This is a genomic window from Dielma fastidiosa (genome assembly GCF_003475485.1).
Taxonomy (GTDB): domain Bacteria; phylum Bacillota_I; class Bacilli_A; order Erysipelotrichales; family Erysipelotrichaceae; genus Dielma; species Dielma fastidiosa.
Genome location: NZ_QRQL01000001.1, coordinates 121,104 through 147,264 on the forward strand (window position 1 = coordinate 121,104; position 26,161 = coordinate 147,264).

Below are 26,161 nucleotides of genomic sequence, written 5' to 3' on the forward strand. Positions count from 1 at the left end.
TCACACTCCTTTTTATCGTCTTCGATGATGCAGTGTTAAAAGAATGGCACGAATCGGTTCAGGCTGTGATAGCTTATCACATAGCTGATTTAATTCTTCATAACATGCTTCGGCCAATTTTTTAGCTTCATCAATCCCTAAACAAGTTGCCATGGTCTGCTTATGATTATGAAGATCACTGGTACTTTTACCAAGCTCTTCACTGCTGACACTTAAATCGAGGATATCATCTTGAATCTGAAAATAATAACCAAGCTTAGCGCCAAATGTCTGCCACGCTTCAATATCTTCATCACGATCAGCAATAATAGCGGCACAAATCAAAGGCAGAGTCAGCAATTCGCCGGTTTTCGCCTGGTGAATAACAGCAAGCTCAGACAGAGCGCAGGCAGTCTTTTTTTCCGCCTCAAGATCCAGCGCCTGACCCAAAATCATGCCGTTGGCACCGGCTGCTTTAGCCATCGCGCAGACAATTCTGACATTCTTCGCCGGATCAGCAGTAGCTGTTGCGCCATAATAAAAAGCTTCGGTAAGTAAGCCGTCACCTGCCAGAATAGCGGTTGCTTCATCAAACTGCTTATGACAGGTAGGCTTGCCGCGCCTTAAATCATCATTATCCATTGCCGGCAGATCATCATGAATCAATGAATACGTATGAATCATCTCAATGGCCGCCGCCAAGCGCAGGCCGCTCTCAGCACGAATGCCATAGCTTTCCAGCGCCGCAAACAGCAGCTTAGGCCGCAGCCGTTTACCACCGGCAGAGAAGGAATAGAGCATCGCATCTTTAACGGCAGAAGGCTTGATTTGTTCTAAAAAGGCTGTACACAGCTCATCAAAATTATTCATTGGTATTATCCTTTTGGTATGTGTCCATCAATACCGTTACTTTTTCTTCAAAATTCTTTAATTGCTGATCACACTGATTCACAAGCTTCAAGCCTTCTTCAAAATATTGAATCGCTGTTTCTAATTCAATTTCATTCTTTTCAAGCAGCGATACAATTTCTTCAAGCCGCTGCATGGACTGTTTAAAAGGCATTTCATTACTCATTGATAATCTCCTTTCCTTCAACCCGAGCCAGAATGCTGCCATCACTGACACGGATCTTTAATAAATCATCGTTTTTTACATTATTGATTGAACCAATCAGATGTTGATTTTCATCATAAGTGAGTGAATAACCGCGGGCTACAACCTTTAATGGACTAAAAGCATCCAGCAAAGCAGCACTGCGTTTTAATTCCAATTTCCGCGCTTCACTAACCGCATCGATGCTGTGCCGCAATTGAATGCTGATCTGAGAAAGCAGATGCCGGTTTTCAAGGCAAAGCTGACGCCCACTGCTGCTCATCGCCTCAAAAAGCTGATTGAGCTTATAGCGTTCACGCTCTCCCATACTTACGACCTTCTCCAGTCTTTGTACATCCATCGCCAGCCGCATCGCATCATTTTGAATATAGTTTAAGGGCTCACTTAATAGTTTATTAGCCTTGATACGATTGTATGCCTGTGTGCATTGCTGAAGCTGTGAAGCAACTGAGCGCTGAAGCCTTTGCCGATAAACGTTAACCCGTTCGCTTACATCACGGCGGTCGGGAGTGATCAATTCAGCAGCCGCGGTAGGTGTTGGAGCCCGGCGGTCAGCTACATAATCAATCAGCGTCGTATCCGTTTCATGTCCGACACCGCTTACGATCACTGTTTGACACTGATAAACACAGCGCGCTAACGCTTCTGAGTTAAAGCACCATAAATCTTCGATAGAACCGCCGCCGCGGACAACCAAAATACAATCATGATGATTGCTGTCAGCTGATTTCAGTGTTTTAATCAAATCAGCTTCCGCCTCTTTGCCCTGCACCAGACAAGGATAAAAAAAGACAGAGGCAAGCGGCCACCGTCTTTTGATCGTTGTAAAGACATCTTGGGTAGCGGCTCCGGTACGTGCTGAAATAACGCCAATATTCATCGGATATTCAGGAAGCATCTTTTTGTGTGTCTCACTGAAAAGTCCTTCCGCATTCAGCCGCCGTTTGATTTCCTCAAGCTGCATATACAAATCACCGATACCATCCAGCTGTACCTGCAGCACATAAAGCTGACAATTACCCTGCGGTTCATACATTGAAACATTCGCACTTACCAATACCTTCATGCCATCCTTAATTTGCAGCGGACAGCGGCGGGCATTAGATGCAAACATCACACAGCTGATGCGGGAACTGTTATCTTTTAATGTAAAATAATAATGACCGCTGCGGTGATGGGTAAAATTGGAAACTTCCCCTTTAATCAAAATTGACTGAAGATTCATATCACGATCTAATGAAGCTTTAATATAACGTACTAATGAGGAAATACTCCAGATTGCCTGACTCATAGCTGATCCAATACACCGTTAATCAATTTATAAGCGTCTTCGTCACAATATTTTTTAGTAAGGGTAACGGCCTCATCAATCACAATCGGTTTTTGAGCTGTTTCAAAATCAAGCTCGCTGGCAGCCATCAATAAGATTGCTTTTTCAACGCAGCCCAAACGGTCAAATTCCCAATCATCACTCAAAGTTTCATTAATTCTTTTAATATAAAAGTCTTTATTCGCTACTGCATCAATAGTAACCGTGTATAAAAACGGATCAATAGCATTTGATTCACTATTTTCAAAAACGATCTGCTTGATATCCTTATTCAACAGGAAGTATTGATAAAGACATGTCATCGCACTTTCGCGTAGCTGATGTCTGTTATTCATAAGATTCCTCCATTCATCTTATCTATTTTATCATAAATAGACTTTTTTGTATCATTAATTAGTAAAGAAACAAGAAAATGATTTCCTTCATGGCGCTCTGATGCTAGAAAATGAAATTTCCTATATAACGAAAAAATACCCCCAAAGGAGTATTTTTGAAAAATGACTAGAACAAAAAGCCTGTAACCTTAATATCAATCACATCCGGCGCATATTCACTCATGTGCTTGATCGAGTCATAGATCTTATTTTGAAGCTTTGCGCAAATCTCATTTACATTTGCATTATACATCACTTTAATATCTACGGACAAGTAAAGACGGTCATCGGTAATCTTGCAACCCAGTGGACTCTTAAATGGCGTTGCCTCAGCTAAAGCCACATTTTCCTCTTCCTCTACCTCTATCTCGGCAATCGTTTGAAAAACGGACTTGCTGATAGCGATTAAACCTAAATCATTTTTCTGTTTTACTGCGATGTATTCCTGAGCCATAATTATCACCTTCTACCTGTATTATACTTGATGTCCTAAGACATTTCAACTAAAAGATACTTCGATTGTTTTTTCATTTCCGACCTTTTCATAAAGCAGATTCATGATCTGATTTGCCAGATTCAGATCTTTTCCCTGTTCATAAACCGTTACTCTGACCACACTCTCATCAATCTCTACAACACATTTAAAGCCCTGTTCACTAAGCAGTGCTTCATATTCCTGCTGCTGCTTCTGTTTGTTTTCTAGCTTGGCAATCGCATCCAGCGCTTCCGATTTTTCTTCACTGTCACCCTTAGTACCAAGAATTTCCTTCTGCTTTTGGATCTCACTTTGATCCTGTTCATTGATTTGATCCTTTAAAGGCTGTGAACCATCGCTCAGCGTTGAAACCACTTCATGATCCTGCGGCTGAATGACGGCTACATCATCGTTATCCATACTTACATAATAGACGGAAAGCATCAGTATCAAGGAAAACAAAGAGATAAACGCAATGGCTTGTCGATTCATAAGCAAACCTCCTTTGCTACTGTAGCCTATGCCGCAGCGCAAAGGTTTATGCTAACGATTAAAAATATGATTCATCCGATTTAACCAATCATGATAATAAGCTTCTTTATAATTCATGAAATCACTGTAATTAATGACTCTGGTTTCCAGCTCCTGAATGAATAAAACAAAAGCTTTATTAACAGCAATCATCTTGTCATCATCGATGATCGCTATCGTTTTAATAGCAACCAGGGAACGCGCCAGAATGGCCGCACATTCATCTTGGACCATGACGCTTTCACTCATGCTTAATCTTACAAAGCTGGTTTTCAGCCAATAATCATCGACCAAATAATTTTTGATGACTTTAAGGAATAAAACAAAATCTTCAGTATTATTGCCTGGTTCAATAAAAAACAGCATCTTGAAGAAAACATACCAGTCATAATCTATATTGATGACTGAAACAAGATATTCACCGAGAATTTGAATAAATGGGTCATTTGAACTGAAATCACCATCCAGTACGATTTCATTTTCAAAATCCATCTGTGAATTATTCACTTTCTTAAACGTTTTAAATAACAGCGAGATGCGGTCATTATTCATTGAGGAATGACGGATATCCTTGATAAAAATATAATGACCTAAAATTGAACTGGTACTCTTTAAATTAATCGTAAAGCCGATTGATTCATTCATCTTCATCGCAAAGAGATCATTAATCGCCTTTGTAACGATTTTCTCAAAACTCTTCTCACTGATTGAAACATCACTCATACTTGAATTCTGCATCTGATTGTAAATGATGCTGAGCTGGCGGTCAATGATTGTCAGATTCGCTTTTATTGAGGAGAGAATATCAACCATAAAACTATCATAGACATAATAATTTGTATTCTTATAAACGAGCTTATGTTCAATATCACCCCAAAACGCATGAACCAGTGCTTTAATCTGCAGTTCAAAGTTGATCTTCATGTCGTTATGCATGATAAAACCATCAATCCGATAAATTGAAAAACCATTTTTCTGAACCTGCGGCTGTCTTGAAGCAGTATCTAAAAACAGCTCAGGATGATTCTCATTATAAAAATAACCGCTTGCTTCATCAGGGACGATGAAATATTCACGCAGACGTTTTAGTACCTTATATTCTTCTTCAATAAAGCGGCATTCGATGCTGACACCAATCAAATCAGAAAGATTGTCGAGAATATCCTCACTGTTGTCATAGTTGATATAGAAACGATTGCGGATGATTTTTTCACGCAGACTCTCGCGCGTCTTAACACGTGAAAAAATATCGACGATCATTTCCGCGTCTGCTTCAAAAATAGCATAAAGATCTGATTTCAGCTGCTGCTCCAATTCATGATAAAGATCATTTCGCTCATCAAGCAGAGCCAGCGTGGAATCAATGGTATCAAAGATACTTAAACGCATGCCATTCCCTCTTTTCTTTGATAATTCTTTGTATTGAGCCGGTCAGCGTTTAACTGAGCAATCAGCTCATCAGCACTGGCAAACTTTACTTCATCACGCAGCTTTTCATAAAAATACAGCGTAATCGTCTGACCGTAAAGATCCTGATTGAAATCGATCAGGTGGGCTTCGACGCTGAGCTCATCACGATGGTTGCATGTTGGGTTATGTCCAATGTTGATCATCGCCTTTATCAATTCACCTTTACAGCGGCAGGCGCCAACATAGACACCGCGCTTAGGAATCACATAATGATCGCTGAGAGCTAAATTGGCAGTTGGAAAGCCCAGTACGTTGGTGCCGACATGATTGCCGCGCACAACGCTGCCATGCAGGCTGTAAGGACGTCCCAAAAGTTTTTCACTCAAAACCATATCGCCTTCACTGATCGCTTTTTCAATTCTTGTGGAACTGATCTTCTCCCCCGCATAATCAACCTCCGCAACTACCTTGACATCAAAAATACTCTGTTTTTTCAGTGTATCGACGTTCCCCTGCCCGCGGCAGCCATAATGATAATCAAAGCCGCAGACTAATGTGTGCAGATTCAGCGGAATCAAAATCTGATTTAAAAAAGCTTCCGGCGTTAACGCGGCCAGCTCTTTTGTAAATTCCAATATAATCCATTTTTCAATGCCCAGCTTAGCGCCTAATTCAATGCGTTCTGCCATCGTTGTCAAATGGTCGATATCCTGAAGATCTTTTAATACTGCCCAAGGGTCAGGATCAAAGGTGATCAGCGCGCTTTGGCAGTGATGATCCTTGGCAGCTGCGATTGCGTTGGCTACCAGCTGCTGATGGCCTAAATGCAGACCGTCAAAATATCCGATACAAGCCGATAACGGTACCGGCGATGATTGAATCGAACCGATCCCCATTCTTATTACTTCCATAACTCTCTCCTTACCATAATCCCCGCACACAGCGATAGATATTTTCTTTTTCACGTTCATAGACAGCCAGCACTTCATCGTTGCTGATCATCACGACCTGCGCTTCATCGCAGTTTAATTGCACCCGCTTGCCGTTTCTTATATCAGCTTCATTGGCCGGTGTAATCATTGGCAGATGCTTTAATGCTTCAATCATCGGCAGCAGTTTGTAATTGCCTTCAGCGACATCCTCAAGGCTGACACATTGAGCCAAGGTAAAATGACCTGCCTTACTGCGCACTAATGAGCTCATGCAGCCCAGATTTCCGCTTTTCTCAGCCAAATCACGGCACAGCGAACGAATATAAGTACCGCTTGAACAAGCTACGCGAAAACGCAGCTCTTTGGCATCCAGCACTTGGGTTTCATAGATTTCAATGTCTCTGAGCGGCCGTTCTACCGCCTCGCCGCTGCGGGCATATTCATAAAGCTTCTTCCCATTCACCTTAATTGATGAAACCATTGGCGGCAGCTGCTTCTGTCTGCCCTCAAAACTTTTCAATAAGCCTTCAAAATCCTCAATTGGTTTAATTTCACCGGTGGCAAGCACCTTGCCCCAAATATCTTCAGTATCAGTTGTCTGACCCAGCATAAGCTGAGCGATATATTCTTTATCGGTATTTTCCAAAAACGGCAAAATCTTGCAGGCTCTGCCGACTAAGACGATCAGAACACCTGTCGCATCCGGATCAAGCGTTCCAGTATGACCGATTTTTTTAGTATTCAGCAGCTTTCGTAATTTAAACACGACATCATGACTTGTCATGCCGGCCGCTTTATTAATTAAAAGAATTCCATCCATTATTTATTCACCTCATGGCTTCTGCTTTATTATAACATAAAATAAGAAGCATGTTGAGAAAACGATTTGCGGCCTTTTCCTGATGCTTGTTTTGAGATGAGAAAGTGTGACGAAATAAAATTTCTAAACATTTCCTAAAAGTCAAGAGTATTATTTAGATTTTTTTAAGATATAATAAGATTATCCAAAAGGTATAAAATTTTTCCTACAAGTTGAGATAAGGGAATCCGGACGTTGTATTTTGGTGTGAATGCCTGCACGAGTGCAGGAATCCTAAAAACTTACACAGGATGCCCACCTGTATATACAGGGAAAAGGTCTCACCTTTTGGTGGCAGGCAGCGATGCCTGCCTTTTATTTTAGCTAAAAAGAAAACTGTCAGCGTTCTGACAGATATTTTTCAATTTCTTCATCACTCAGGCGGCGTACCTGTGTGTTTGGATAGGCAATGAATTCTTTTGCCGTATAGACAGGCGCCATCGCCGAGCAGCTTTTATCCTTATGCTTATTCAGATAAAGCTGCAAATCATCAGCGCCGGTAAATATTTTATAAATGGATTGTCCCCTGCTGTTTTCTATCTGATAGATTCCGCAGGCTTTTTTTGCAGTATAATCTGCCGCCCGCAGATACATCTTCGCAATTTCCAATGTCTTGAAAGGAAAATTCCAGCGCTGCAAAGAGCGTTTAGGATCTGCTTCAATACAGATGCAGCGGCCGCAGGTAGAGCAAATGTATTGGGTATGATTTTTTAAACAATCTAATGGTTTTAAAAGCGGTGTACACCGGCTGTCTGCAACATAACATTCTTTACACATAACGTTCTCCATTTATTCCCAGCGGATTAATTCCGCTACTTCAACATCCAATGCGTGTGCTACTGTTTCCAAGGTATTCAGCGTCATCCCGCCGCTGCCCTTAATAATCGATGATAAGGTAGAATAGAGATATTTCATATCCATTGGCAGGGTCAGGCGTTTATTTTTATAATAACCCCGTGATTTTAATATTGTAATTATATTAAGCCGGACAATATCATTTAAGGTCATTGCATCACCCCTGTTTCTCTATCTATTGTAGGACAAAAAAAGCAATAGTTCAAACGTTATGGGATAGAAAAGCAGCTTTAATCACGATTGGACAAATTGTGAAGCATACAATGAGGCATAGAAACCATGCTGATTCAATAATGTCTCATGGTTCCCTTTTTCAATCACCCGGCCATCCTTCATCACTAAAATACAGTCTGCTTCTTTGATGGTAGAAAGGCGGTGAGCGACCACAAAACTGGTCTTCCCAGCCATGATTTTATCAAAGGCCCGCTGAATCTTGACCTCAGTTCGGGTGTCAATATTACTGGTTGCTTCATCTAAAATTAAAATTGAGGGCTGCATCAGCATGATGCGGGCAATGCATAGAAGCTGTTTCTGTCCGGCGGAGAGATTATCACCTTCACTTATCTGGGTATCATAGCCCTGCGGAAGTCTTTTGATAAAGCTATGGGCATAGGCCGCTTTGGCGGCGGCAATGATTTCCTCATCGGTTGCGTTGGGCTTACCATAAGCAATATTATCACGAATCGTACCGGAAAACAGCCAAGTATCCTGCAGCACCATCCCTATCTGAGAACGCAGGCTTTTTTTGCTGACGGTGCGGATGTCGACGCCGTCGATTTTTATAGATCCGCCCTCCAATTCATAGAAGCGCATCAGCAGGTTGATTAAGGTTGTCTTGCCGCAGCCGGTGGGACCCACTAACGCAATATGCTGGCCGCTTTTTACATCAATACTGAAATCGTCAATAAAGGGCTGATTGGTATAAGAAAATTTCAGCTTATCAAGCTGTACGTGACCCTTGCTTAAAGGCAAGCTTTCACTGCTATCAGCGATTTCTTCCTCGCTGTCAAGCAATTCAAAAACTCTGGCGGCTGAAGCAAAGGCATTCTGCAGCTCGCTCACAACACCGGTAATCTCATTAAAGGGTTTACTGTATTGGTTGGCATAGGCTAAAAAACTAGAAAGCTGGCCAGTTGTCAGCATCCCATTAAAGACAAGAACAGCACCGCTAATCCCTACACACGCATAAATCAGAGCATTAATGAAACGCGTGGCGGGATTGGCTATTGAAGAAAAAAACTGACTTTTAACACCGCTGTCATATAACCGCTGATTCATTTCTTCAAACTGTTTTTGGGCGGCCGCTTCATGATGAAATGCTTTGACTACTTTCATTGAGCCAACCATTTCCTCAATATTCGCGCTTAACTCACCGCGCAGTCTTGACTGTGAGCGAAAGTAGTGATAATTTCTTTTGGCTATAAAGCTTGTCAGCCATAGGGATAACGGCGTTAATACAACAACTAACAGCATGATGAGCCGATTGATTGAAGCCATGAAAAGCAAGGTGACGACAATGGTTACAAGACCGGTAAAAAGCTGTGAAAAGGTCTGCAGCAAGCCATCGGAAATGATGTCGATATCAGCGATAATACGGGCAATTAAATCACCGCGTGAATGATTATCAATCGTTTTAAGCGGCAGCCGTGAAAACTTTTGAAATGCTGACTGCCGTAAATCACGGATACTGCCATAGGTCATTTGATTGGTCGCCAGCATCATCGTTTTTTGAAAAAAGGCAGAAACAATCAAAACAAAGGCTAGCTGAGCTAAATAGTGTGACATTAAACTAAAATCCACATTACCTATCGCAATGATGCAGTCAATCGCATGACCGATAATGATCGGCGCATAAAGTGATGCTGTCACACTCAAAATTGCCGAAAGAATTGCCAGCAGCAGATAATGTTTGTATGGAAGCAGATAGCGCATCAGCCGTTTCATTATTTTCATAAATTATTCATCTCCTTCTCACTCAACTGTGAAGCACAGATTTCAACATAGACCGGTGAGCTTTTCAACAGCTCCTCATGAGTACCCAAGCCAGCCATTTTACCATCATCAAGCACCAAAATCTGATCAGCATAACGAAGTGAATTTGCCCGCTGTGAAATGAGTATCAAGGAACGCTTTTTGCCTTTTAGCTTTAAGGCTTTTTGAAGCTTGGCATCGGTTGCGTAGTCAAGGGCTGAGGAGCTGTCATCAAGAATCAGCAGCGCCGGTTTTTTAACTAATGCGCGGGCGATTGCAAGCCGCTGGCGCTGACCGCCGGAGAAATTACGGCCGCCCTGATTCACCAGCGTATCCAAGCCAGATTTTTGCTGCATCACAAAATCCGCCGCCTGAGCATCACGCAATGCTTCCCATATTTCTTCATCATCAGCATCAGGCTTTCCCCAGCACATATTTTCACGGATCGTACCGGTAAACAAAATATTTTTCTGCGGCACCAGACCTATTGAACCGCGAAGCTCATCCTCGGAAATGCTTTTGGAATCTCTGCCGTAAAGGGTCAGCTCACCTTCACTGATGTCATAGAAACGATTGATTAAATGAATCAATGTGGATTTACCAGCACCGGTACCGCCAATAATGCCTAATACCTCACCGGGTTTCAGCGTAAAGCTGATATCCTCTAAAATATTCTCCTCACTGTTTGGATAATGGAAGGAAACGTGCTTCATCATCACAGCTGCTTCGCTATCCTTTGCCAATGGCTGATGATCGTTAAATTGAATTGAGGAGCTTAAGCTCAGCACTTCACTCACTCGGTTGGCACTGGCGGCCGCTTTAGTAAATATCACAACTAAATTAGCGACCACATTCAAAGCCAGAAGCATCTGTGTCATATAACTGACAAAGGCGATAATTTCACCTTGTGTCAGCGATCCGCCGTAGACGCGATGTGAACCATAATAGATAATTGCCAGAATCGAAAAATTTACGATCAAATAAGTCAGCGGATTCAGATTAGACTGAATTTTACCAGCCTTAATTGAAGTATCAAAAAGTTCTTCAACTGCCAGGGTAAACCGCTGCTGCTCATGTTCCTGGTTTGAAGTTGCCCGAATTACCCTGATTCCGTCAAGATTCTCACGGGTCAGCAAAGAGAGTCTGTCCAATTTGCTTTGAATAGAGCGGTAGTATGGGATAGAGCGGCTCATGATCAGATACAGAACAATGGCAATCAGCGGTGCCGCAATCAGAAAGACTAAAGCCAGCTGCCAATCAATGCGCATAGCCATGATACAGCTGCCAAGAACTAAAAAAGGTGCCCGCAGAGCGAGACGTATCATCATCGCAACCGCTAACTGAAGCTGATTAATATCATTGTTGCAGCGTGTGATCAAGGAGGGTGTACCGATTTGATCCACTTCGAAATAAGAAAGTGACTGAATATGGGCAAACATGGCATTGCGAAGGTCGGTGCCGAAGCCCTGCGAGGCCAGTGCTGCAAAATACTGACAGATCAATGAGCTGGCTAGACCGACAACCGCCAGCAGCACCAGCAGCAAGCCGTAATAAAGAATTAAAGGCAGATCATGCCCCTTGATTCCCTGATCGATGATGGCAGCCATAATTAACGGCACAATCAGTTCAAATATTGCTTCGACCAGCTTAAACAGCGGGCCTAATACTAATTCCTTCTGATATTTTTTTAAATAGATAAGCAGCTTTTTCATAACTTCTCTCCCTTGCTTTTTTATCCTCTTCCAGTTATCATAGTAGCATATCCGATAATATATGAATATTATTTAATTTATATACATACTATTCAAAAAGTGTATAGGAGGAACTATGGATCTGCATCAGCTTGAAGTCTTTACCGCCATCGTAGAAGAAGGCACCTTATCAGCAGCCGCTAAACGGCTGCATTGTTCACAGCCGCCCTTATCGTATCAGCTCAGCAATCTTGAGAAGGAACTAAATGTTACTTTGATTCAGCGCGGTTCACGCCAGTGTGTCTGCACCGAAGCAGGGCTTCAGCTTTATAAGCGGGCGCTGCAGATTCTTGAGCTAAGCTCTCTGGCAGCAGCTGAGCTGCAGCAAGCCGGCAATCATGTCAGCGGTACCCTGCGGATCGGTGTGATCTCATCAGCCGTATCCGTCTTATTGAATCAGCAGCTGGATCAATTTCATCAACAATATCCGCTGATTACTTTTCAGCTGTTTGAGGGCAATACTTTTGAATTATTGGAGGAATTAAAAAAAGGGCTGCTTGATCTGGCAATCGTCAGAACGCCCTTTAAAGATGATGTCGTTAAGCTGCATCTGCAAAGTGAAGCGATGCTTGCGGTTTCTACCCAGCCGCTTTGCGGGCATGAGTCAATTACCATTCAGGAATTAAGCAAGCACCCATTAATCATTTACCGCCGTTTTGAAAAGCTGGTCAGAACAGCTTTTGCGGATGCCGGCTGTGAATTGCAGCTGGCTTGTTTAAATGATGATGCGAGAACGACCTACTGCTGGGCAAAAGCCGGTATGGGCGTAGGCCTTGTCCCGGCTTCCCTGCTGCCGATGTTTGCGAGTGATAACCTTGCCGCGGTTCCTATTGCCGAAGACAGCTTTTATACCCAGATTGTCGTTACTTATAAAAGTCGGGATACTCTTGCACCGCCTGCCCGCTGCTTTTTATCGCATATGGAAAAGCTGCTGAGTGAAGAAAAGAAAAAGACATAGCGGGCGCTATATCTTATTTTTTTCTGGCTTTAACGATCAGCATCATTGGCCGCCGCAGTTCATCCTTCATGCCTGCGACACTTTCCAGCATCTCATCGCTGGGCTTTGGCTCAACGATATTTAATAGTTCAAAGCCGTGATTCAGCAATGTATTCAGATAAGTCGTTAATGTTTTATGATATTTTGTGACTTCTTCACCTAAGAAGATTGCCTTGCGTTCCCCTTCTATAAAGTAATTATCAACCGGAAAATGTAAAATGCTGCCGTCCTCATCATAATACCAGTCCTGCTTTCCTTCAGCGGTAAAAAGCGGATGCTCACAAGAGAATATCAGAATGCCGTCTTTGCATAAAACGCGGCTGATTTTGGCTGCCAAGGCGTCAAAATCCTTGACATAGTGAAAAGCCAGTGAGCTTAATACAATATCAAAGGATGCATCCGCAAACGTGAAATCTTCCATTGATTCACGCTGATAGCTGACCTGCTCATAGGGTGTCTTACTTCTTGCTACGGCCAGCATTTTTTCAGAGAGATCAATACCGATTACCTGATCGGCATGGTGCTGAGCCGCATAGATGCAGTGCCAGCCATAACCGCAGCCTAAATCAAGCACACGTTTATGTTCAAAATCAGGCAGCAGTTTTTCCAGTGCCGGCCATTCGCCGGCTCCCTGAAGACCTTTTAAAGAGCGGTCCATCTCACTGTATTTCTTGAAAAATTGTTCATCATCATATTTGTTTTCTTTCATAATGCTCCTTTCAAAAAATCCGCATAAGCGGATTTTATTCTTGATTGATACGAATATGCAGTTCCTCAAGCTGTGCCGGATCTACACTGTCAGGCGCTTCACACATCGGACAGCGGGCATTGGCGTTTTTCGGGAATGCGATAACGTCACGGATAGAATCTGAACCAGTCAAGATCATCGCAACACGGTCTAAGCCAAGTGCCAAACCGCCATGCGGAGGTGTTCCGTATTTGAAGGCATCAACAAACCAGCCAAAGCTTGAACGAATTTTTTCTTCAGTAAAGCCCAATACTTCAAACATCTTTTCCTGAAGCTTTTGATCATAAATACGCAGTGAACCGCCGCCAAGCTCATAACCATTTAAGACAATGTCATAAGCGGCAGCTTTAACCGCGCCTGGATCGGTATCCAAAAGCGGCAGATCTTCAGCTTTTGGCATTGTAAATGGATGATGCATCGCATAATAGCGGCCATCTTCTTCGTTATATTCAAGCAATGGGAAATCAGTAACCCATAAAAAGCTGAATGTATTCACATCAAGCAGGTTTTTCTCTTTCGCAAAGTAACCGCGCAATGCTCCTAATACATCACAGGCTGTCTTCCATTTGTCAGAGACAATAAAGATTACATCCTCTTCCTGAGCATTCATCGCTTTAATCATCGCTGCTTTTTCATCCTCATTAAAGAACTTGGCTGCACTGCCTTCTACCGTGCCATTAAGCACCTTTAATACAACAAGCCCTTTAGCGCCATATTTCTTAGCAAAATCAGTAGCATGATCAATGTCCTTGCGTGTCATATGACTTTGATGATCAACACAGATTGCTTTAATTACACCCTTATTGGCAAGACAATCCTTAAATACCTTAAACTCACAGTTAACAAACAGATCTGAGAGATCATGCAGTTCATAGCCAAAACGGTTGTCCGGCTTGTCACTGCCATATTTATTCATCGCATCATGCCATGTCATGCGCAAGAATGGTGTTTTAACATCGATGCCCTTAACTTCCTTCATCACTGCCTTAAGCATGTTTTCAGTCATTTCAATAATTTCATCTTCGCTCATAAAGCTAGTTTCAATATCAAACTGTGTAAAATCCAGCTGACGGTCAGCACGTAAATCCTCATCACGGAAACAGCGGGCTACTTGGTAATAACGTTCAAAGCCGGAAACCATCAGCAATTGCTTAAACAATTGCGGAGACTGCGGCAGCGCATAGAACTGTCCCGGATGAATGCGTGAAGGAACCAGATAATCACGAGCCCCTTCCGGCGTAGATTTACCAAGAATCGGTGTTTCAATCTCAATGAAGCCCTGATCATCAAGCACCCGGCGCATCACACGGGTAATCTGTGCCCGTTCGATGAGCTTTTTCTGCATCACTGGTCTTCTTAAATCAAGATAACGGTACTTTAAACGAGTATCCTCTAAAGCGTCGGTTTCATCCGCAATCAATAAAGGTGTTGTTTCAGCACTGTTGATAATGGTTACTTTTTCAACGATGATTTCAATATCACCGGTTGCCATTTTAGGATTCTTATCCTTACGTTCGCAGACTTTGCCGCTTACTTCCAAGATATATTCATTGCGGACAGATGTAATCTGATCAGAAATCGTTTCATCAAAGACACATTGTGTAATGCCGGTACGATCTCTTAAATCGATAAAAACTAATGATCCGAAATTTCTTCGTTTGGCTACCCAGCCAATCAGAGTGACATTTTGTCCTGCTTCAAGCATGCTTAATTCGCCGCAGCTATGTGTACGTTTCATTTATTGATCCTCCTATTCATGATTGCCGCATGTGCAGTTACCCTCGCCACATGTGCAAGTATGTTCGTGTTCATCCTCCATGGCAAACATTGAATCCATGGCGTCAATTAAATCGCTCATCGGCACGCTGACCTGTGTTTGATCATCGATGCGTTTAATCGTGACACTTTGATTTTTAACTTCAGTTTCACCGATCAAGATAGCAGCCTTTGCCTTCTTGCGGTCTACCGTTTTAAACTGAGCCTTAAAGGAACGGTTCAGATAATCCATATCTGAGCGATATCCGGCAGCTCTTAATTCAGTCGTGATTTTAAAGGCTTCTAAGGCAGCACTTTCATCAAGACACAGCACATAGGCATCTAATTCCTCAGGATCACTCATATCGATGCCTTCTGCTTCAAGAGCAATCAGGATTCGTTCCATGCCCATTGCCCAGCCAATGCCGGACATGCCCTGCGGACCGCCGAAATATTCTACCAAACCATCATAACGGCCGCCGGCTAAGACAGTGCTTTGTGAACCCATCTGTTCATTCACGGAAACAACCTCAAAGACTGTATGTGTATAATAATCCAAACCGCGCACTAAGCGGTCTTCAATTACATAGGGAATTCCCAGCGCATCTAAGCCAGCGCATACAGCATCAAAATACGCCTTTGATTCAGGGGTCAGATAGTCGTGAATCTTAGGTACGGTTTTCATAATTTCAGCTTCAGCGTCAACCTTGCAATCCAGAATTCTTAACGGATTTTGTTCATAACGGCGCTGACAGTCAGAACACATGGAAGAAATATCCTTTTTAAAGTGTTCCTTTAAAGCTGTTCGGTAGGCATCCCGTGATTCGTCATCACCCAATGTATTTAATAAGACTTTCAAATCTGACAAGCCTAAGGCAGACAGGATTGACCAGCCTAAAGAGATGGCTTCAACATCAAGCAGCGGATTTTTAGCGCCGATTACCTCAACACCAAACTGATTGAAGATGCGCTGTCTTCCCTTCTGCGGACGTTCATAACGAAACTGCGGTCCCATGTAATACATTTTAACCGGCAGATCCGCACTGCCAAACAGTTTATTCTCTACAAAGCTGCGGGCAACCCCAGCCGTTCCCTCCGGCCGCAGAGTTAACGAACGGCCGCCGTTATCCATAAACGTATACATTTCCTTGTTCACCATATCTGATGAATCATTGCCGCGTTTAAATACTTCTGTGTGTTCAAAGATCGGTGTGCGGATTTCACTGTAATCATAGACATAACAGAACTGACGCAGTAAGTCTTCCAGCTTGTGCCATTTCGATGACATTGCCGGCAGGATATCCTGAGTGCCTCTTGGCATTTGATAATTACTCATACTATTTCTCCTTTTTGGTAAATAAAAAGCGCCCTCATCTAAGGACGCATAAGCGCGGTACCACCTTAGTTCAGCACGAATGCTGCAACTTTGTTCCCTAACGCGGAATTAACGGCTGAACCTTATCAGAACAGCTCCTCCAAAGTGTCCAGTTTCAGAACTCAACAAAGGCTTACACCAACCGCCTTCTCTCTTCGCATGACTTCTAAAACACGCTTATTCATAGGATTTACTATAAGTTTACCATCTTTGAAGGTTTTGTCAAGACTTAATCATTAAGGCTGCACACAGCCAAAGAAAAGAAAATTACAAGGTCATAATTTGAGCAATCTGATTGATAACAGCGTTATCTTTACAGCTGCCAATAATATATTTAGCACTGTTTTTTGCTTTTTCAGACGCATTATCGACGGCATAGGAATGATCATAGGCCGCTAACAGCATCGCATCATTATCGCCGTCACCAAAGACATAGATGTTATCCTTATGCCAACCGGTAAGCTGAAGCAGCATATCCATCGCGCTTTGCTTTGTGACACCGGCTGCGGTTAGTTCTAAAACATGAGTATCAAAAGGGTTGTTGACGACCTCATCAAAGGTTTTGAAAAAAGCTTCTTTCTCTTTATATTTTTTCGCATCCATCTCCAAAATATTTATTTTCACCACTTGATCTTTAATTTGGCTGATATCCGCATCAAAGACATAGTGTGATAACATGAACTGGAACTGTTCATCATTGCCGCTCATTTTCTTTTGCCAGGCATCCCATTGGCCATAATTCATCAGATATGCTTCTTTTGAGATGGCCATAAATGTTTTGTTTTGGGTGATATATTCTACATTATCATTGGGATATCGGCGATAAGCAGCACGTACCACCCGTTCATCAATCGCCTTTTTATAAAGCACCGCTTTATTGCGGTCTAAAAGTATCGCGCCGTTCATGATGATGAAATAAATCGGCGCGTCATAAAAATTCAAAACCTTTATACCATGCATTGAACGGCCGGTGGCAATTACTAACTCATTTTTTGAATGCAGGATCTGCTGCACACAGGCTTTCACTGCATCATTGTTTTGCAGCGACTGATCAATCAGCGTACCATCCAGATCACTGACAAATATTTTCATCATTCAAGCATCGTTCCATTGGATGCGATGACCTGCTTGTAGTAATCAAAGCTGTCCTTCTTGATCCGCTTGCCGGTACCGCTGCCATAATCATCCAAGTCAACATAGATAAAGCCATAACGCTTTGACATTTCTCTTGTTGATTCCGATAACAGATCGATGCAGCCCCACCATGTGTAGCCCATCAAGTCAACGCCATCTAGATTAATCGCGTCACTCATCGCGCAGACATGTTCCTTCAGATAGGCTTTACGGTAAGGATCATGGATATGACCATCTTCGCTAACCGTATCTCTGGCGCCTAACCCATTTTCAACAATGAAAAGCGGTTTCCTGAAACGATCATATAATTCCACTAAAGAATAGCGCAAGCCGGAAGCATCTGTCTGCCAGCCCCATTCACTGCTTGGCAGATATGGGTTTTTAACACCGTTAAACGTGTTGCCCGGCGAAAGCTCCAAGCCATTCGTATCCGCGGCCCAGCAGGAGGTCATGTAGTAAGAAAAGCTGACAAAATCTACAATTCCTTCTTTTAATATTTGTTCATCATTTTCTTCAAATTTAACCGTATATCCCTTATTGCTGATTTCTTTCTTCAGATAGATTGGATATTCACCAAATACCTGTATGTCTACATATCGGTAAATACTTCTCATTCGCTGCTGAGTCGCCAGATTATCCTCCGGCTTGCACGTATAAGGGTAAAAACACAGCTTGGTCATCATACAGCCGATTTGCGCGTCAGGGTATAATTCATGACCGGCTTTAACCGCTAACGCGCTGGCAATCATTTGATGATGCATTGCCTGATACATCGCCTGTTCAAACGGCACATCCTCAAACTGATCCTCAATCAGACCGCCGCTGGTTACCGGATGGCGCAGCATCGCATCAACCTCATTAAAGGTTAACCAGTATTTGACATAGGGCCCGAAATGTTCAAAGCATACCTTCGCGTATTTAACGAATAAACCGACACATTCTCTGCCGTACCAGCCGCGGTATTTCTTGATTAATGCGACAGGTACATCATAATGTGATAAGGTCACCAAAGGTTCAATGTTATACTTTTTACATTCTTTTAAAACATTAACATAAAATTCAATTCCCTTTTCATTGGGTGTTTCATCTTCAGGGTCAGTGAAGATTCTTGACCAGCAGATCGACATACGATAAACTTTAAAACCCATTTCCGCGAATAAAGCGATATCTTCTTTATAATGATGATAAAAATCAATACCTCTGCGTTTAGGATAATTGATTGTATTCACGCTCTGCGCTTTGTTTAAATCCTCAGAAGTAAAAGCAAACTGTTTAGTCATATTGGAAATATTGCCAGCTCTGAATTCCAGACAGTCCTGAATCGTCATTCCCTTGCCGTCGATATCCCATGCTCCTTCACATTGATTTGCGGCCGTAGCGCCGCCCCACAGGAAGCCCTGAGGAAATTTTAATTCGCTTTGATTGGTATACATTTAACTCCTCCTTTTATAAAATGATTTCAGCTTTTTCTTTAAGACCGAATGATGAAAATACATATTCATCTTTAGTTGGTTCAGTGATGATCAGCATCGTGGTCATTGAATAACCAGCAGCTTGAATTGCGGCTAAATCAGCCTCAACGATTTTTTGCCCCGCTTGTACTTTGGCTCCTTGTTTAGCAAATACTTTAAAGCCGCGGCCCTGCAAATCAACGGTATTGATACCGATATGCACCAGCACACCCGTGCCGTCCTGCATCCGGATCGCAAAAGCATGACCGGTTGGAAACATTACCTCTAAGGTACCATTGCAGGGTGATACAAATTCATTTGAACTTGGAATAAAACCAATTGTTTTGCCTAATGTTTCATTCGCGAAGACTTTATCCTCAATCTGATCCGGCGCGATCATTTCTCCCTTCACGACCGCAACTAGATTTTGATTGGATACTTCAGGCAGTTTTTCTTTTTTACTAAATAAACCTAACAAACTCATAGCTCTCCTCCTTCCCGCAATCATTAAGTTTTATTTATCGTCATTAACGCCCAGAACCATAACCATGGAGAAGGCAATGGCCGCCGAGACAAACATGCCAAGTGCTACACACCAGAAGTTTTCAGTCATAAATACCGGTGTTGACAGAATACATGAATTAACGAATGCCAGGGCACGGCCGCCAAACATACCGACAATAGCGCCGCCGACAGCACCGCCGACAATTGTCGCCAGCATCGCATTTTTAAATTTCAGGAAAACTCCATAAATACCAGGTTCGGTAATTCCGATAAAGGATGAAATCGCTGTGGAAGCACCAATCTGTTTGTTTTCTGTATTTTTAGCTTTTACCCAGACACCCATACAAGCACCGAATAGTGCAAGAGTTCCCATTGTATGCATCGGCAGCAGCCAGTCATAGCCAAGCTCTGCAATATTGCCTAAACAAATTGTGCTTAACGATAAATGCATACCGGTCATAACGACAAACAATCGTGTACCGCCGATAATTGTTCCTGCGATAATCGGCGATAAGCCATATAGGAAATTGAATAAGCCAACTAGCAGTGTTGAAATATACATCGCCAGCGGACCGATTGCGGTTAAGGTCAATGGCGTCATAATCAATAAGACAAGTGTAGGTGTAAATACGATGCGCAGACTCTTTGGCATAAATTTATTGATATACTTATATACATAGCTTAACACCCACACCGTTAAGATAATAGGAATCGTACTGCCAAAATATCTTGGAAATGGAATCGGCATACCAAACAAACTCATTGCTTCTGCACCGGCTGTATTACCGGCTGTCATCGTTGGGTATAAGAGTACACCTGCCAGTGAAATGGCTAATGCCGTATTGGTTTCAAAACGCTTTGATGCTGACCAGGCAACTAAGAACGGTAAGAAATAGAAGGCACAATCGCCCGCCATATTCATGACTGTAATAAATGTTGAGGCTGCATCTACCCCTAAATAAGAAGTTAAAATCGTAGACAGACCCTTGATCATACCAGCGCCGGCTAAAGCAGGAATGACCGGTAATAAAATTGCGGATAATGTTTGAAAGATTAAACCGATGCTGAATTTTTTCTTTTCTTTGTCTAAATTCTCTTCGATTTTTCTTTCCGCGTCAATGCCGGCAGTCTTGCAGAAATTCACATACAAATCATCGACCTCCTGTCCGACAATGATCTGCAGCTGACTGCCATTCCACTGACAGCCGGCAATACCGCTTAGCTTTTCCAACGCTTCTGTATTAACTAAGCCTTTATCCTTTACATCTAAACGCAAACGCGTCATACAGTGATAAGCACGGGCAATATTCTCCCTGCCGCCTACTCCGATCAGAATCTTTTCAGATAATTCATCATAATTCTTTTTAGCCACTTTGTGTTTCCTCCTTACAGCTATCTATTTTTTTCGAATTCATCGGCGCCAATGGTTCGTAAAAAACTTAAAGGGTTTCTTCTCTGCTGCTTAAACGATTTACATGCAGAATTAAATACAGCAATTCTTCATCATTGAGTTTAATTTCCAATGCTTTACATATTCTTATTGCACATTCATAAGTTTGGGGATATTCAAGTATCAATTGATCAAACATCTTTTGATTCTGTGTTTTAATTTCTTTGTTGTTTGCGACACGATCTAATAAATAATACATATGCGAAACAAATCTTGAATAATTAAACCCTTCCTTATCGATTTTTAAATTCATACATTCTTCTACGATTTCCGCGCATTGATCGATTCTGCTTTGACTATTGCTGTTGGTCAGCTGATTATCAACCAGACCATAATCAATCACATGCAGGGTGATGATCGCCGCTTCCTGCTTCGGCAGCTCGGCATTTAGTTTTTCTTTTATGACTTTTAACGCATATTCACCGATTTTGATTTCCGTTGGATACATATGCTTGACCTCATGGGCCAGCGGCAGATTGATATTGATATGCTCTTTCTGACGTTTCATACTGAACATAATATGATCTGCCAGTGTAAATATCAGATTATCGTTAAATTTACCGTTCAGCAATTGATTTGCGTAGTCAATAATATCGGTACTGACTTGAATAATTGCTTCTGGAATCTGTGATAAAGTATCGACAAGAATGGGATTCGCGTTATAGAAAGTACGTTCAATCTGCGAAACAGGGATATCATAAGGCGGCTTTCTAAAACCGATCCCTTTACCAAATGCGATTACTTCATTCCCCTTAGAATCAAGGCATAAAGATATATTGTTATGAATATTTTTAATCACTCTCATAGTTTCACCCGCCTATAAAAAAAACTCTTCGATGCCGCCAGCAACACAAAAAATATTTGTGTTCTAGGACAAGCCTCAAAGAGTAACTAACCTATTTACATTGTCTATAATAGTATGCGCTTTCAGAATTGTCAACCCTAAATTTGATTAATTTTTAGGTTTTTAAACAGCCAGCAGATTCTTCATGGCAGGATTGATCAGTTGTGTATCGATTTGACTATCATACTGTTTTATTCCCTCGACATATGTTTGAACAACATGCCAATCCTGATCGAGAATGACAAAATCAGCGTCCTTGCCGATTGCGATACTGCCTTTCTTTTCTTCTAAATGAAAATATTTGGCTGGCTGCAGCGAAGCCATTTTAATCACTTTATCCACAGGCATCTGGTGTTTAAAGATCAGATTGCGCATATCATATAAAACATACTTTCCGCTGCCGCTGATCGTGCCGTCATCAAGCACAATGTGCCCCGCTTCGGTTACGATGCGTTCTTTGCCTCTTGCATAATATCGGCCCGCCGGCATACAGGCAAGCTCTGAAGAATCAGAAATCAGAATAAAATGCTCACTGTCTTTGACTCTGAAATATAAATCGATGATTTCCGGAGCCAGATGCACATGATCGCAGATGATTTCCAGAATGATATCTTCATCTAATAAGCAGGCGGTTATGGCACCGCCGCTGCGCTGATGAATCGGCCGCATCGCATTGCCGAAATGAGAGATACTGGTAGCACCCATTTTAAAACCTTTTTTCATTTCTTCATAATCAGCATCGGTATGACCGGCAGCAATACGAATGTTTTGACTCTGTAAATACTGCATAACGGCTTCAATTCCCTCAAGGTCTGTCGATACTGACATATATTTCAAATGACCCTTGGCCGCTTCTCTCATTTGTTTCGCATAATCAACGCTTGGCTTAGGCCAGTTAAAGCCTTTGCTGGCACCCATATATTTAGGATGGCGGAAAGGCCCCTCAGCCTGTATGCCAAGAATGCGCGCTCCCTTAACAATCCCGGAATCAATCACATCGGCAACCTTAGCCATACTGTCAAATTCCTGAGTGGTTGCGAAAACGCCAGTGACACCAGTTGCGGCAATGGCCTTGGTAAACCCATATACCTCATCCATGTCTTTACACGTTGCGGAATAGCCCATGCAGCCATGGGAATGAATATCGATGATACCTGGAATGATAATTTTATCCGTGTGATCATGCACCGGCAGCATGCCAGTATAATCATCAAGCAGTTCACTGATCCGACCGTCTTCAACAACCAAATAAGCATCATCCATGATCCGCTGTTCAGTGTAAATTCTGCCGGCTTTAAATATTTCTTTCATCGTTTCACATCCTTTATCAAAGATTGATTATTTTGAAAAAAAGACTCTTAAAGTCTTTCTTTCTTAGTAACTGGCGACACTGCCATCGGTACGTGATTCGCAGGCACCGATGTAGACACCATTTTCCATTCTTAAAATCATTTCAGCCCGGCCGAAAGACAGCTTATTTTCCGCCGCAACCATCTGATGCCCGCGCTTTTTCAGCGCTTCTATCAATGCTTCAGGAACATCCGGTTCAACATCGAAACGTATGCCCTCTTTCCATTGCCACCTCGGCGCGTCGAGACACATCTGCGGATTCAGATGAAAATCAATCAGATTCATCATAACCTGCACATGACCCTGCGGCTGCATATAACCGCCCATTACACCAAAAGGTCCCAAGGCCTTGCCGTCTTTGGTCAGAAAACCCGGAATGATTGTATGATAACTGCGTTTTCTTGGTGCCAGAGCATTAATGCTGGCAGGATCTAAGGAAAAATCATGCCCGCGGTTCTGTAAGGCGATGCCGTAATCTTCAATGACAACGCCGCTGCCAAAATCCATATAATTGCTTTGAATGTAGGAGACCATGTTTCCTTCATCATCGGCAGTGCACAGATAAACCGTACCGCTTTTCGGCGGTTCTACCGGTTTTGGCTGCTGAGCCTGATTAGTGATTTCAGCCGCCCGTTTCTTACCGTATTCATCACTGAGATAATAACGATAATCAACCTTCATATCCTTACTGTCCGTAACTGTCGCATAAGCGTCTGAGAAAGCCATTTTCATCGCTTCGAATTGCTTATGAACGGTATCGGTGTCATCCCTTGATGTGAACTCAAAATTTTTCAGTATATTTAATGCCATTAAGGCAACAATTCCCTGACCATTCGGCGGGATTTCCCAAACATCATAACCGCGGTAGCTGACATGAATCGGATCGACCCATTCAACATCATATTCAGCCAGATCCTCCTTGCGGATAAAACCGCCGTCACGTTTGCTTTGCGCATCAATCTGATCGGCTATTTCACCCTTATAAAAAGCATCAGCATTACTTTGCGCAATTAAACGCAGAGTCTTCGCATGATTCTTAAATTTAACGATCTCACCAAATTGGTAAGGCTCACCATTTTTGGTAAAGGTTTTAAACCATTCATCAAAAATGGGATTATCTTTAAACAGTTTAGAATCCTGACGAACATATTTGTCCCACAAAACGGAAACTACAGCAGAAACCGGGTAGCCTTCTTCAGCATAACGGATAGCGGGGGCTAACACGTCTTCAAGGCTCAGCTTGCCAAAGCGTTTGGAAAGCGCTGCCCATGCTTTAGGCTGACCAGGAACTGTGACCGGAAGCCAGCCGTGCTTTGGCATTTTATTATAACCGGCTGCTTTGAGTTTATCGATGGAGATTTCCTTTGGACTATAACCAGATGCATTTAAGCCAACCATTTTATCTTTCATCCAGACAATCGCAAAGGCATCGCCGCCCAGTCCATTACTGACGGGTTCTACGACGGTGAGAACAGCCGCCACCGCAATTGCGGCATCGACGGCATTCCCGCCCTTTTTTAATATTTCCAATCCTGCAGAAGATGCCAACGCACTACTGCTGCAAACCATACCATGCTGGGCCGTAACACTGTAACGGCTTAGCTGATAGGGCTGATCCATTGCGTTAAACTTCATTTTACATCTCCTATCTTTTGTTAGTATTTCTTTAATGCGTCATTAACATCGACATAAGCGCCGCCGGGAACGCCTTGGGCATATAATTTAATTCCCTTTTGGGCAATTCCCTTCCAGATTTCAAGTTCTTCCCTTGTCGCAAACATCTGACTTGCTAACTGAAGCTTGTTTTCACCTGAACGCTGATTACCGATATTTACTTCCTTCATTTCGATTCCTTTTTCAATCAATGCCGCTAATTCAGCAGGCCCCTTCACAAGGATCATGACTTTTTTATTCTTGTATGTATCATTTAGAATTTTTTCAGCTGCTTCATCAATTGTTAAGAAATATGGCGTAACACCCGGAGGCGTAGCCATTTTCATTAACTGACATTGCATCTTATTTTTGGCAGTTGGATCATCAATTGCCAGAATTGTATTAATTCCTCTTGACCGTGTCCAGCCAATAGCTACCTGTCCATGGATGAGCCGATCATCGACTCTCACTAATTCAATACCCATATATTTGTCCTCCGTGTTTAATTATAATTACAGGATGCCGAAGAAGCCTAAGACTAAACCGACAACCACAATGGCCATCATCACCCAAGTCGTGCTCTTGCCTTTGCGCAGCAGTCCGAATACGGCCAGTGTGCATACTAATGGCAGCATTTTAGGCAGAATCGCGTCAAGCGTTGATTGTAAAGAAATGGCAGCGTCACCAACATTATAAGTTAATTTAGTTGTAACATTCAGCCATGTAGCAGTTAAGCCGCCGACAACAAATAAGCCAAGAATCGTTGCCGCTTCCATCCATACTTTGATCTGCATGCTTTCCATCTTATCCATAAATTGATCAGCAAGATTATAGCCCATATGAACGCCCCAGTATTGCATACCAAAGTGAATCACATTCATAATGATAACAAATACCAATGGTGCGATGCCGTTGCCGCTCAATGCCAAGGAAGCACAGATACCGGCAGTAATCGGACGCAGGGTACTCCATAACAAGGAATCACCAATACCCGCCAGCGGTCCCATTAAGGCTCCCTTTACGGCTTGGATATTTTCTTCACTGATTTCATCGCCATTTGCCATTTTCTCTTCCATTGATGCCACGATACCAAAGATCGGCCCGCAGGTCCATGGATGTGAGTTAAAGTAACCGATATGACGTTTATAACCGGCAATTTTCTCTTCCTTTGTCGGATATAATTTATTGATGACAGGAATCATTGCCCATTCAAAGCCCAGTGCCTGCTGACGTTCAAAGTTAAAGGCGGATTGAATCGCATTTGAACGGATGAATAATTTATTTAAATCCTTTTTTGTTAAAGTAACTTTTTCTCCCAT

26 protein-coding genes, 1 other RNA gene and 1 other annotated feature are annotated in these 26,161 nt (G+C 42.5%); of the genes, 2 read left to right on the forward strand and 25 right to left on the reverse strand.

Annotated features, from left to right (window positions below):
* Window positions 1-12 precede the first annotated feature (12 nt).
* The 9 genes from DWZ33_RS00675 to truB form a co-directional block, all read right to left on the reverse strand.
* Window positions 13-849 carry a polyprenyl synthetase family protein gene (locus DWZ33_RS00675; protein WP_118453459.1) on the reverse strand — a complete coding sequence of 279 codons (837 nt, stop codon included), beginning with the start codon at window positions 847-849 and terminating at the stop codon, window positions 13-15.
* Entirely contained in the window at window positions 842-1,054 is a 213-nt protein-coding gene (xseB, locus tag DWZ33_RS00680) for an exodeoxyribonuclease VII small subunit (protein ID WP_118453460.1), read from the reverse strand. Before xseB ends, DWZ33_RS00675 begins: the two co-directional genes overlap by 8 nt.
* Entirely contained in the window at window positions 1,047-2,384 is a 1,338-nt protein-coding gene (xseA, locus tag DWZ33_RS00685; RefSeq protein WP_118453461.1) for an exodeoxyribonuclease VII large subunit, read from the reverse strand. The genes xseB and xseA overlap by 8 nt, the downstream gene beginning before the upstream one ends.
* A complete protein-coding gene (gene nusB / locus DWZ33_RS00690; protein WP_022939590.1) occupies window positions 2,381-2,758 on the reverse strand; it encodes a transcription antitermination factor NusB in 378 nt (125 codons plus the stop codon). Before nusB ends, xseA begins: the two co-directional genes overlap by 4 nt.
* Window positions 2,759-2,924: 166 nt before the next feature.
* Window positions 2,925-3,251: an Asp23/Gls24 family envelope stress response protein gene (locus tag DWZ33_RS00695; protein ID WP_022937797.1), complete on the reverse strand. Its 327-nt coding sequence runs from the start codon at window positions 3,249-3,251 to the stop codon at window positions 2,925-2,927.
* A 45-nt stretch (window positions 3,252-3,296) separates the two neighbouring features.
* Window positions 3,297-3,764: a SpoIIIAH-like family protein gene (locus tag DWZ33_RS00700; RefSeq protein WP_022937796.1), complete on the reverse strand. Its 468-nt coding sequence runs from the start codon at window positions 3,762-3,764 to the stop codon at window positions 3,297-3,299.
* Between the two features lie 51 nt (window positions 3,765-3,815).
* Window positions 3,816-5,192, reverse strand: a complete 1,377-nt coding sequence (locus DWZ33_RS00705) for a nucleotidyltransferase family protein (RefSeq protein WP_118453462.1) — start codon at window positions 5,190-5,192, stop codon at window positions 3,816-3,818.
* The gene (locus DWZ33_RS00710; protein ID WP_182425451.1) at window positions 5,183-6,124 is read right to left on the reverse strand and encodes a bifunctional riboflavin kinase/FAD synthetase; all 942 of its coding nucleotides are present in this window, start codon (window positions 6,122-6,124) and stop codon (window positions 5,183-5,185) included. The genes DWZ33_RS00705 and DWZ33_RS00710 overlap by 10 nt, the downstream gene beginning before the upstream one ends.
* Before the next feature lie 10 nt (window positions 6,125-6,134).
* Entirely contained in the window at window positions 6,135-6,965 is an 831-nt protein-coding gene (gene truB / locus DWZ33_RS00715) for a tRNA pseudouridine(55) synthase TruB (protein ID WP_118453464.1), read from the reverse strand.
* Between the two features lie 203 nt (window positions 6,966-7,168).
* On the opposite strand from truB, the gene ssrS reads away from it, so the two are divergent.
* Window positions 7,169-7,277, forward strand: a non-coding RNA gene (gene ssrS, locus DWZ33_RS00720) — 6S RNA.
* Between the two features lie 66 nt (window positions 7,278-7,343).
* Here ssrS and DWZ33_RS00725 read toward each other — a convergent pair.
* From DWZ33_RS00725 to DWZ33_RS00740, 4 genes are all read right to left on the reverse strand, one after another.
* A complete protein-coding gene (locus tag DWZ33_RS00725) occupies window positions 7,344-7,781 on the reverse strand; it encodes a hypothetical protein (RefSeq protein ID WP_118453465.1) in 438 nt (145 codons plus the stop codon).
* Between the two features lie 12 nt (window positions 7,782-7,793).
* Window positions 7,794-8,012, reverse strand: a complete 219-nt coding sequence (locus DWZ33_RS00730) for a helix-turn-helix domain-containing protein (protein WP_022937791.1) — start codon at window positions 8,010-8,012, stop codon at window positions 7,794-7,796.
* Window positions 8,013-8,093: 81 nt separating this feature from the next.
* A complete protein-coding gene (locus tag DWZ33_RS00735; RefSeq protein ID WP_118453466.1) occupies window positions 8,094-9,812 on the reverse strand; it encodes an ABC transporter ATP-binding protein in 1,719 nt (572 codons plus the stop codon).
* A complete protein-coding gene (locus tag DWZ33_RS00740; protein ID WP_118453467.1) occupies window positions 9,809-11,542 on the reverse strand; it encodes an ABC transporter ATP-binding protein in 1,734 nt (577 codons plus the stop codon). The genes DWZ33_RS00735 and DWZ33_RS00740 overlap by 4 nt, the downstream gene beginning before the upstream one ends.
* 115 nt (window positions 11,543-11,657) lie before the next feature.
* Between DWZ33_RS00740 and DWZ33_RS00745 the strand changes: the two genes are divergently transcribed.
* Complete coding sequence (locus DWZ33_RS00745) at window positions 11,658-12,539, forward strand: LysR family transcriptional regulator (RefSeq protein WP_022937788.1); 882 nt, start codon at window positions 11,658-11,660, stop codon at window positions 12,537-12,539.
* Between the two features lie 13 nt (window positions 12,540-12,552).
* Here the strand turns inward: DWZ33_RS00745 and DWZ33_RS00750 are convergent, their stop codons facing one another.
* The 12 genes from DWZ33_RS00750 to DWZ33_RS00805 form a co-directional block, all read right to left on the reverse strand.
* A complete protein-coding gene (locus DWZ33_RS00750) occupies window positions 12,553-13,287 on the reverse strand; it encodes a class I SAM-dependent methyltransferase (RefSeq protein WP_118453468.1) in 735 nt (244 codons plus the stop codon).
* 34 nt (window positions 13,288-13,321) lie between these two features.
* Window positions 13,322-15,064: an aspartate--tRNA ligase gene (gene aspS, locus DWZ33_RS00755; protein WP_118453469.1), complete on the reverse strand. Its 1,743-nt coding sequence runs from the start codon at window positions 15,062-15,064 to the stop codon at window positions 13,322-13,324.
* Between the two features lie 12 nt (window positions 15,065-15,076).
* Window positions 15,077-16,417, reverse strand: coding sequence for a histidine--tRNA ligase (hisS, locus tag DWZ33_RS00760; RefSeq protein ID WP_022937785.1), 1,341 nt, complete (start codon window positions 16,415-16,417; stop codon window positions 15,077-15,079).
* 37 nt (window positions 16,418-16,454) lie between these two features.
* Window positions 16,455-16,650: a binding site (T-box leader), on the reverse strand.
* A gap of 73 nt (window positions 16,651-16,723) precedes the next feature.
* Window positions 16,724-17,551: an HAD-IIB family hydrolase gene (locus DWZ33_RS00765; RefSeq protein WP_118453470.1), complete on the reverse strand. Its 828-nt coding sequence runs from the start codon at window positions 17,549-17,551 to the stop codon at window positions 16,724-16,726.
* Window positions 17,548-19,023 (reverse strand): glycoside hydrolase family 1 protein, encoded by a 1,476-nt coding sequence (locus DWZ33_RS00770; RefSeq protein WP_118453471.1) that lies wholly within the window; start codon window positions 19,021-19,023, stop codon window positions 17,548-17,550. The genes DWZ33_RS00765 and DWZ33_RS00770 overlap by 4 nt, the downstream gene beginning before the upstream one ends.
* 13 nt (window positions 19,024-19,036) lie before the next feature.
* A complete protein-coding gene (locus DWZ33_RS00775) occupies window positions 19,037-19,525 on the reverse strand; it encodes a PTS sugar transporter subunit IIA (RefSeq protein ID WP_182425453.1) in 489 nt (162 codons plus the stop codon).
* Between the two features lie 30 nt (window positions 19,526-19,555).
* Window positions 19,556-20,917, reverse strand: coding sequence for a PTS transporter subunit EIIC (locus DWZ33_RS00780; RefSeq protein WP_118453473.1), 1,362 nt, complete (start codon window positions 20,915-20,917; stop codon window positions 19,556-19,558).
* Between the two features lie 67 nt (window positions 20,918-20,984).
* Complete coding sequence (locus tag DWZ33_RS00785) at window positions 20,985-21,800, reverse strand: PRD domain-containing protein (protein WP_118453474.1); 816 nt, start codon at window positions 21,798-21,800, stop codon at window positions 20,985-20,987.
* Between the two features lie 162 nt (window positions 21,801-21,962).
* Entirely contained in the window at window positions 21,963-23,150 is a 1,188-nt protein-coding gene (gene nagA / locus DWZ33_RS00790; protein WP_118453475.1) for an N-acetylglucosamine-6-phosphate deacetylase, read from the reverse strand.
* A gap of 63 nt (window positions 23,151-23,213) precedes the next feature.
* Complete coding sequence (gene ggt, locus DWZ33_RS00795; protein WP_118453476.1) at window positions 23,214-24,824, reverse strand: gamma-glutamyltransferase; 1,611 nt, start codon at window positions 24,822-24,824, stop codon at window positions 23,214-23,216.
* Window positions 24,825-24,844: 20 nt separating this feature from the next.
* On the reverse strand, window positions 24,845-25,327 hold the full coding sequence (locus DWZ33_RS00800) for a PTS sugar transporter subunit IIB (RefSeq protein ID WP_118453477.1): 483 nt from the start codon (window positions 25,325-25,327) through the stop codon (window positions 24,845-24,847).
* 27 nt (window positions 25,328-25,354) lie between these two features.
* Window positions 25,355-26,161 (reverse strand): PTS system mannose/fructose/sorbose family transporter subunit IID, encoded by an 807-nt coding sequence (locus DWZ33_RS00805; protein ID WP_118453478.1) that lies wholly within the window; start codon window positions 26,159-26,161, stop codon window positions 25,355-25,357.

Excerpts from the sequence above, each read along its gene's own strand:
- DWZ33_RS00730 (WP_022937791.1), bottom strand. The coding sequence starts at position 8,012 with ATGACCTTAAATGATATTGTCCGGCTTAATATAATTACAATATTAAAA.
- DWZ33_RS00800 (WP_118453477.1), bottom strand. The coding sequence starts at position 25,327 with ATGGGTATTGAATTAGTGAGAGTCGATGATCGGCTCATCCATGGACAG.
- DWZ33_RS00695 (WP_022937797.1), bottom strand. The coding sequence starts at position 3,251 with ATGGCTCAGGAATACATCGCAGTAAAACAGAAAAATGATTTAGGTTTA.
- DWZ33_RS00735 (WP_118453466.1), bottom strand. The coding sequence starts at position 9,812 with ATGAAAATAATGAAACGGCTGATGCGCTATCTGCTTCCATACAAACAT.
- DWZ33_RS00750 (WP_118453468.1), bottom strand. The coding sequence starts at position 13,287 with ATGAAAGAAAACAAATATGATGATGAACAATTTTTCAAGAAATACAGT.
- nagA (WP_118453475.1), bottom strand. The coding sequence starts at position 23,150 with ATGAAAGAAATATTTAAAGCCGGCAGAATTTACACTGAACAGCGGATC.
- DWZ33_RS00775 (WP_182425453.1), bottom strand. The coding sequence starts at position 19,525 with ATGAGTTTGTTAGGTTTATTTAGTAAAAAAGAAAAACTGCCTGAAGTA.
- DWZ33_RS00740 (WP_118453467.1), bottom strand. The coding sequence starts at position 11,542 with ATGAAAAAGCTGCTTATCTATTTAAAAAAATATCAGAAGGAATTAGTA.
- nusB (WP_022939590.1), bottom strand. The coding sequence starts at position 2,758 with ATGAATAACAGACATCAGCTACGCGAAAGTGCGATGACATGTCTTTAT.
- hisS (WP_022937785.1), bottom strand. The coding sequence starts at position 16,417 with ATGAGTAATTATCAAATGCCAAGAGGCACTCAGGATATCCTGCCGGCA.
- DWZ33_RS00705 (WP_118453462.1), bottom strand. The coding sequence starts at position 5,192 with ATGCGTTTAAGTATCTTTGATACCATTGATTCCACGCTGGCTCTGCTT.
- DWZ33_RS00725 (WP_118453465.1), bottom strand. The coding sequence starts at position 7,781 with ATGTGTAAAGAATGTTATGTTGCAGACAGCCGGTGTACACCGCTTTTA.
- DWZ33_RS00805 (WP_118453478.1), bottom strand. The coding sequence starts at position 26,161 with ATGGGAGAAAAAGTTACTTTAACAAAAAAGGATTTAAATAAATTATTC.
- DWZ33_RS00675 (WP_118453459.1), bottom strand. The coding sequence starts at position 849 with ATGAATAATTTTGATGAGCTGTGTACAGCCTTTTTAGAACAAATCAAG.
- xseA (WP_118453461.1), bottom strand. The coding sequence starts at position 2,384 with ATGAGTCAGGCAATCTGGAGTATTTCCTCATTAGTACGTTATATTAAA.
- DWZ33_RS00785 (WP_118453474.1), bottom strand. The coding sequence starts at position 21,800 with ATGAGAGTGATTAAAAATATTCATAACAATATATCTTTATGCCTTGAT.
- ggt (WP_118453476.1), bottom strand. The coding sequence starts at position 24,824 with ATGAAGTTTAACGCAATGGATCAGCCCTATCAGCTAAGCCGTTACAGT.
- DWZ33_RS00770 (WP_118453471.1), bottom strand. The coding sequence starts at position 19,023 with ATGTATACCAATCAAAGCGAATTAAAATTTCCTCAGGGCTTCCTGTGG.
- DWZ33_RS00745 (WP_022937788.1), top strand. The coding sequence starts at position 11,658 with ATGGATCTGCATCAGCTTGAAGTCTTTACCGCCATCGTAGAAGAAGGC.
- DWZ33_RS00700 (WP_022937796.1), bottom strand. The coding sequence starts at position 3,764 with ATGAATCGACAAGCCATTGCGTTTATCTCTTTGTTTTCCTTGATACTG.
- DWZ33_RS00710 (WP_182425451.1), bottom strand. The coding sequence starts at position 6,124 with ATGGAAGTAATAAGAATGGGGATCGGTTCGATTCAATCATCGCCGGTA.
- aspS (WP_118453469.1), bottom strand. The coding sequence starts at position 15,064 with ATGAAACGTACACATAGCTGCGGCGAATTAAGCATGCTTGAAGCAGGA.
- DWZ33_RS00765 (WP_118453470.1), bottom strand. The coding sequence starts at position 17,551 with ATGATGAAAATATTTGTCAGTGATCTGGATGGTACGCTGATTGATCAG.
- truB (WP_118453464.1), bottom strand. The coding sequence starts at position 6,965 with ATGGATGGAATTCTTTTAATTAATAAAGCGGCCGGCATGACAAGTCAT.
- xseB (WP_118453460.1), bottom strand. The coding sequence starts at position 1,054 with ATGAGTAATGAAATGCCTTTTAAACAGTCCATGCAGCGGCTTGAAGAA.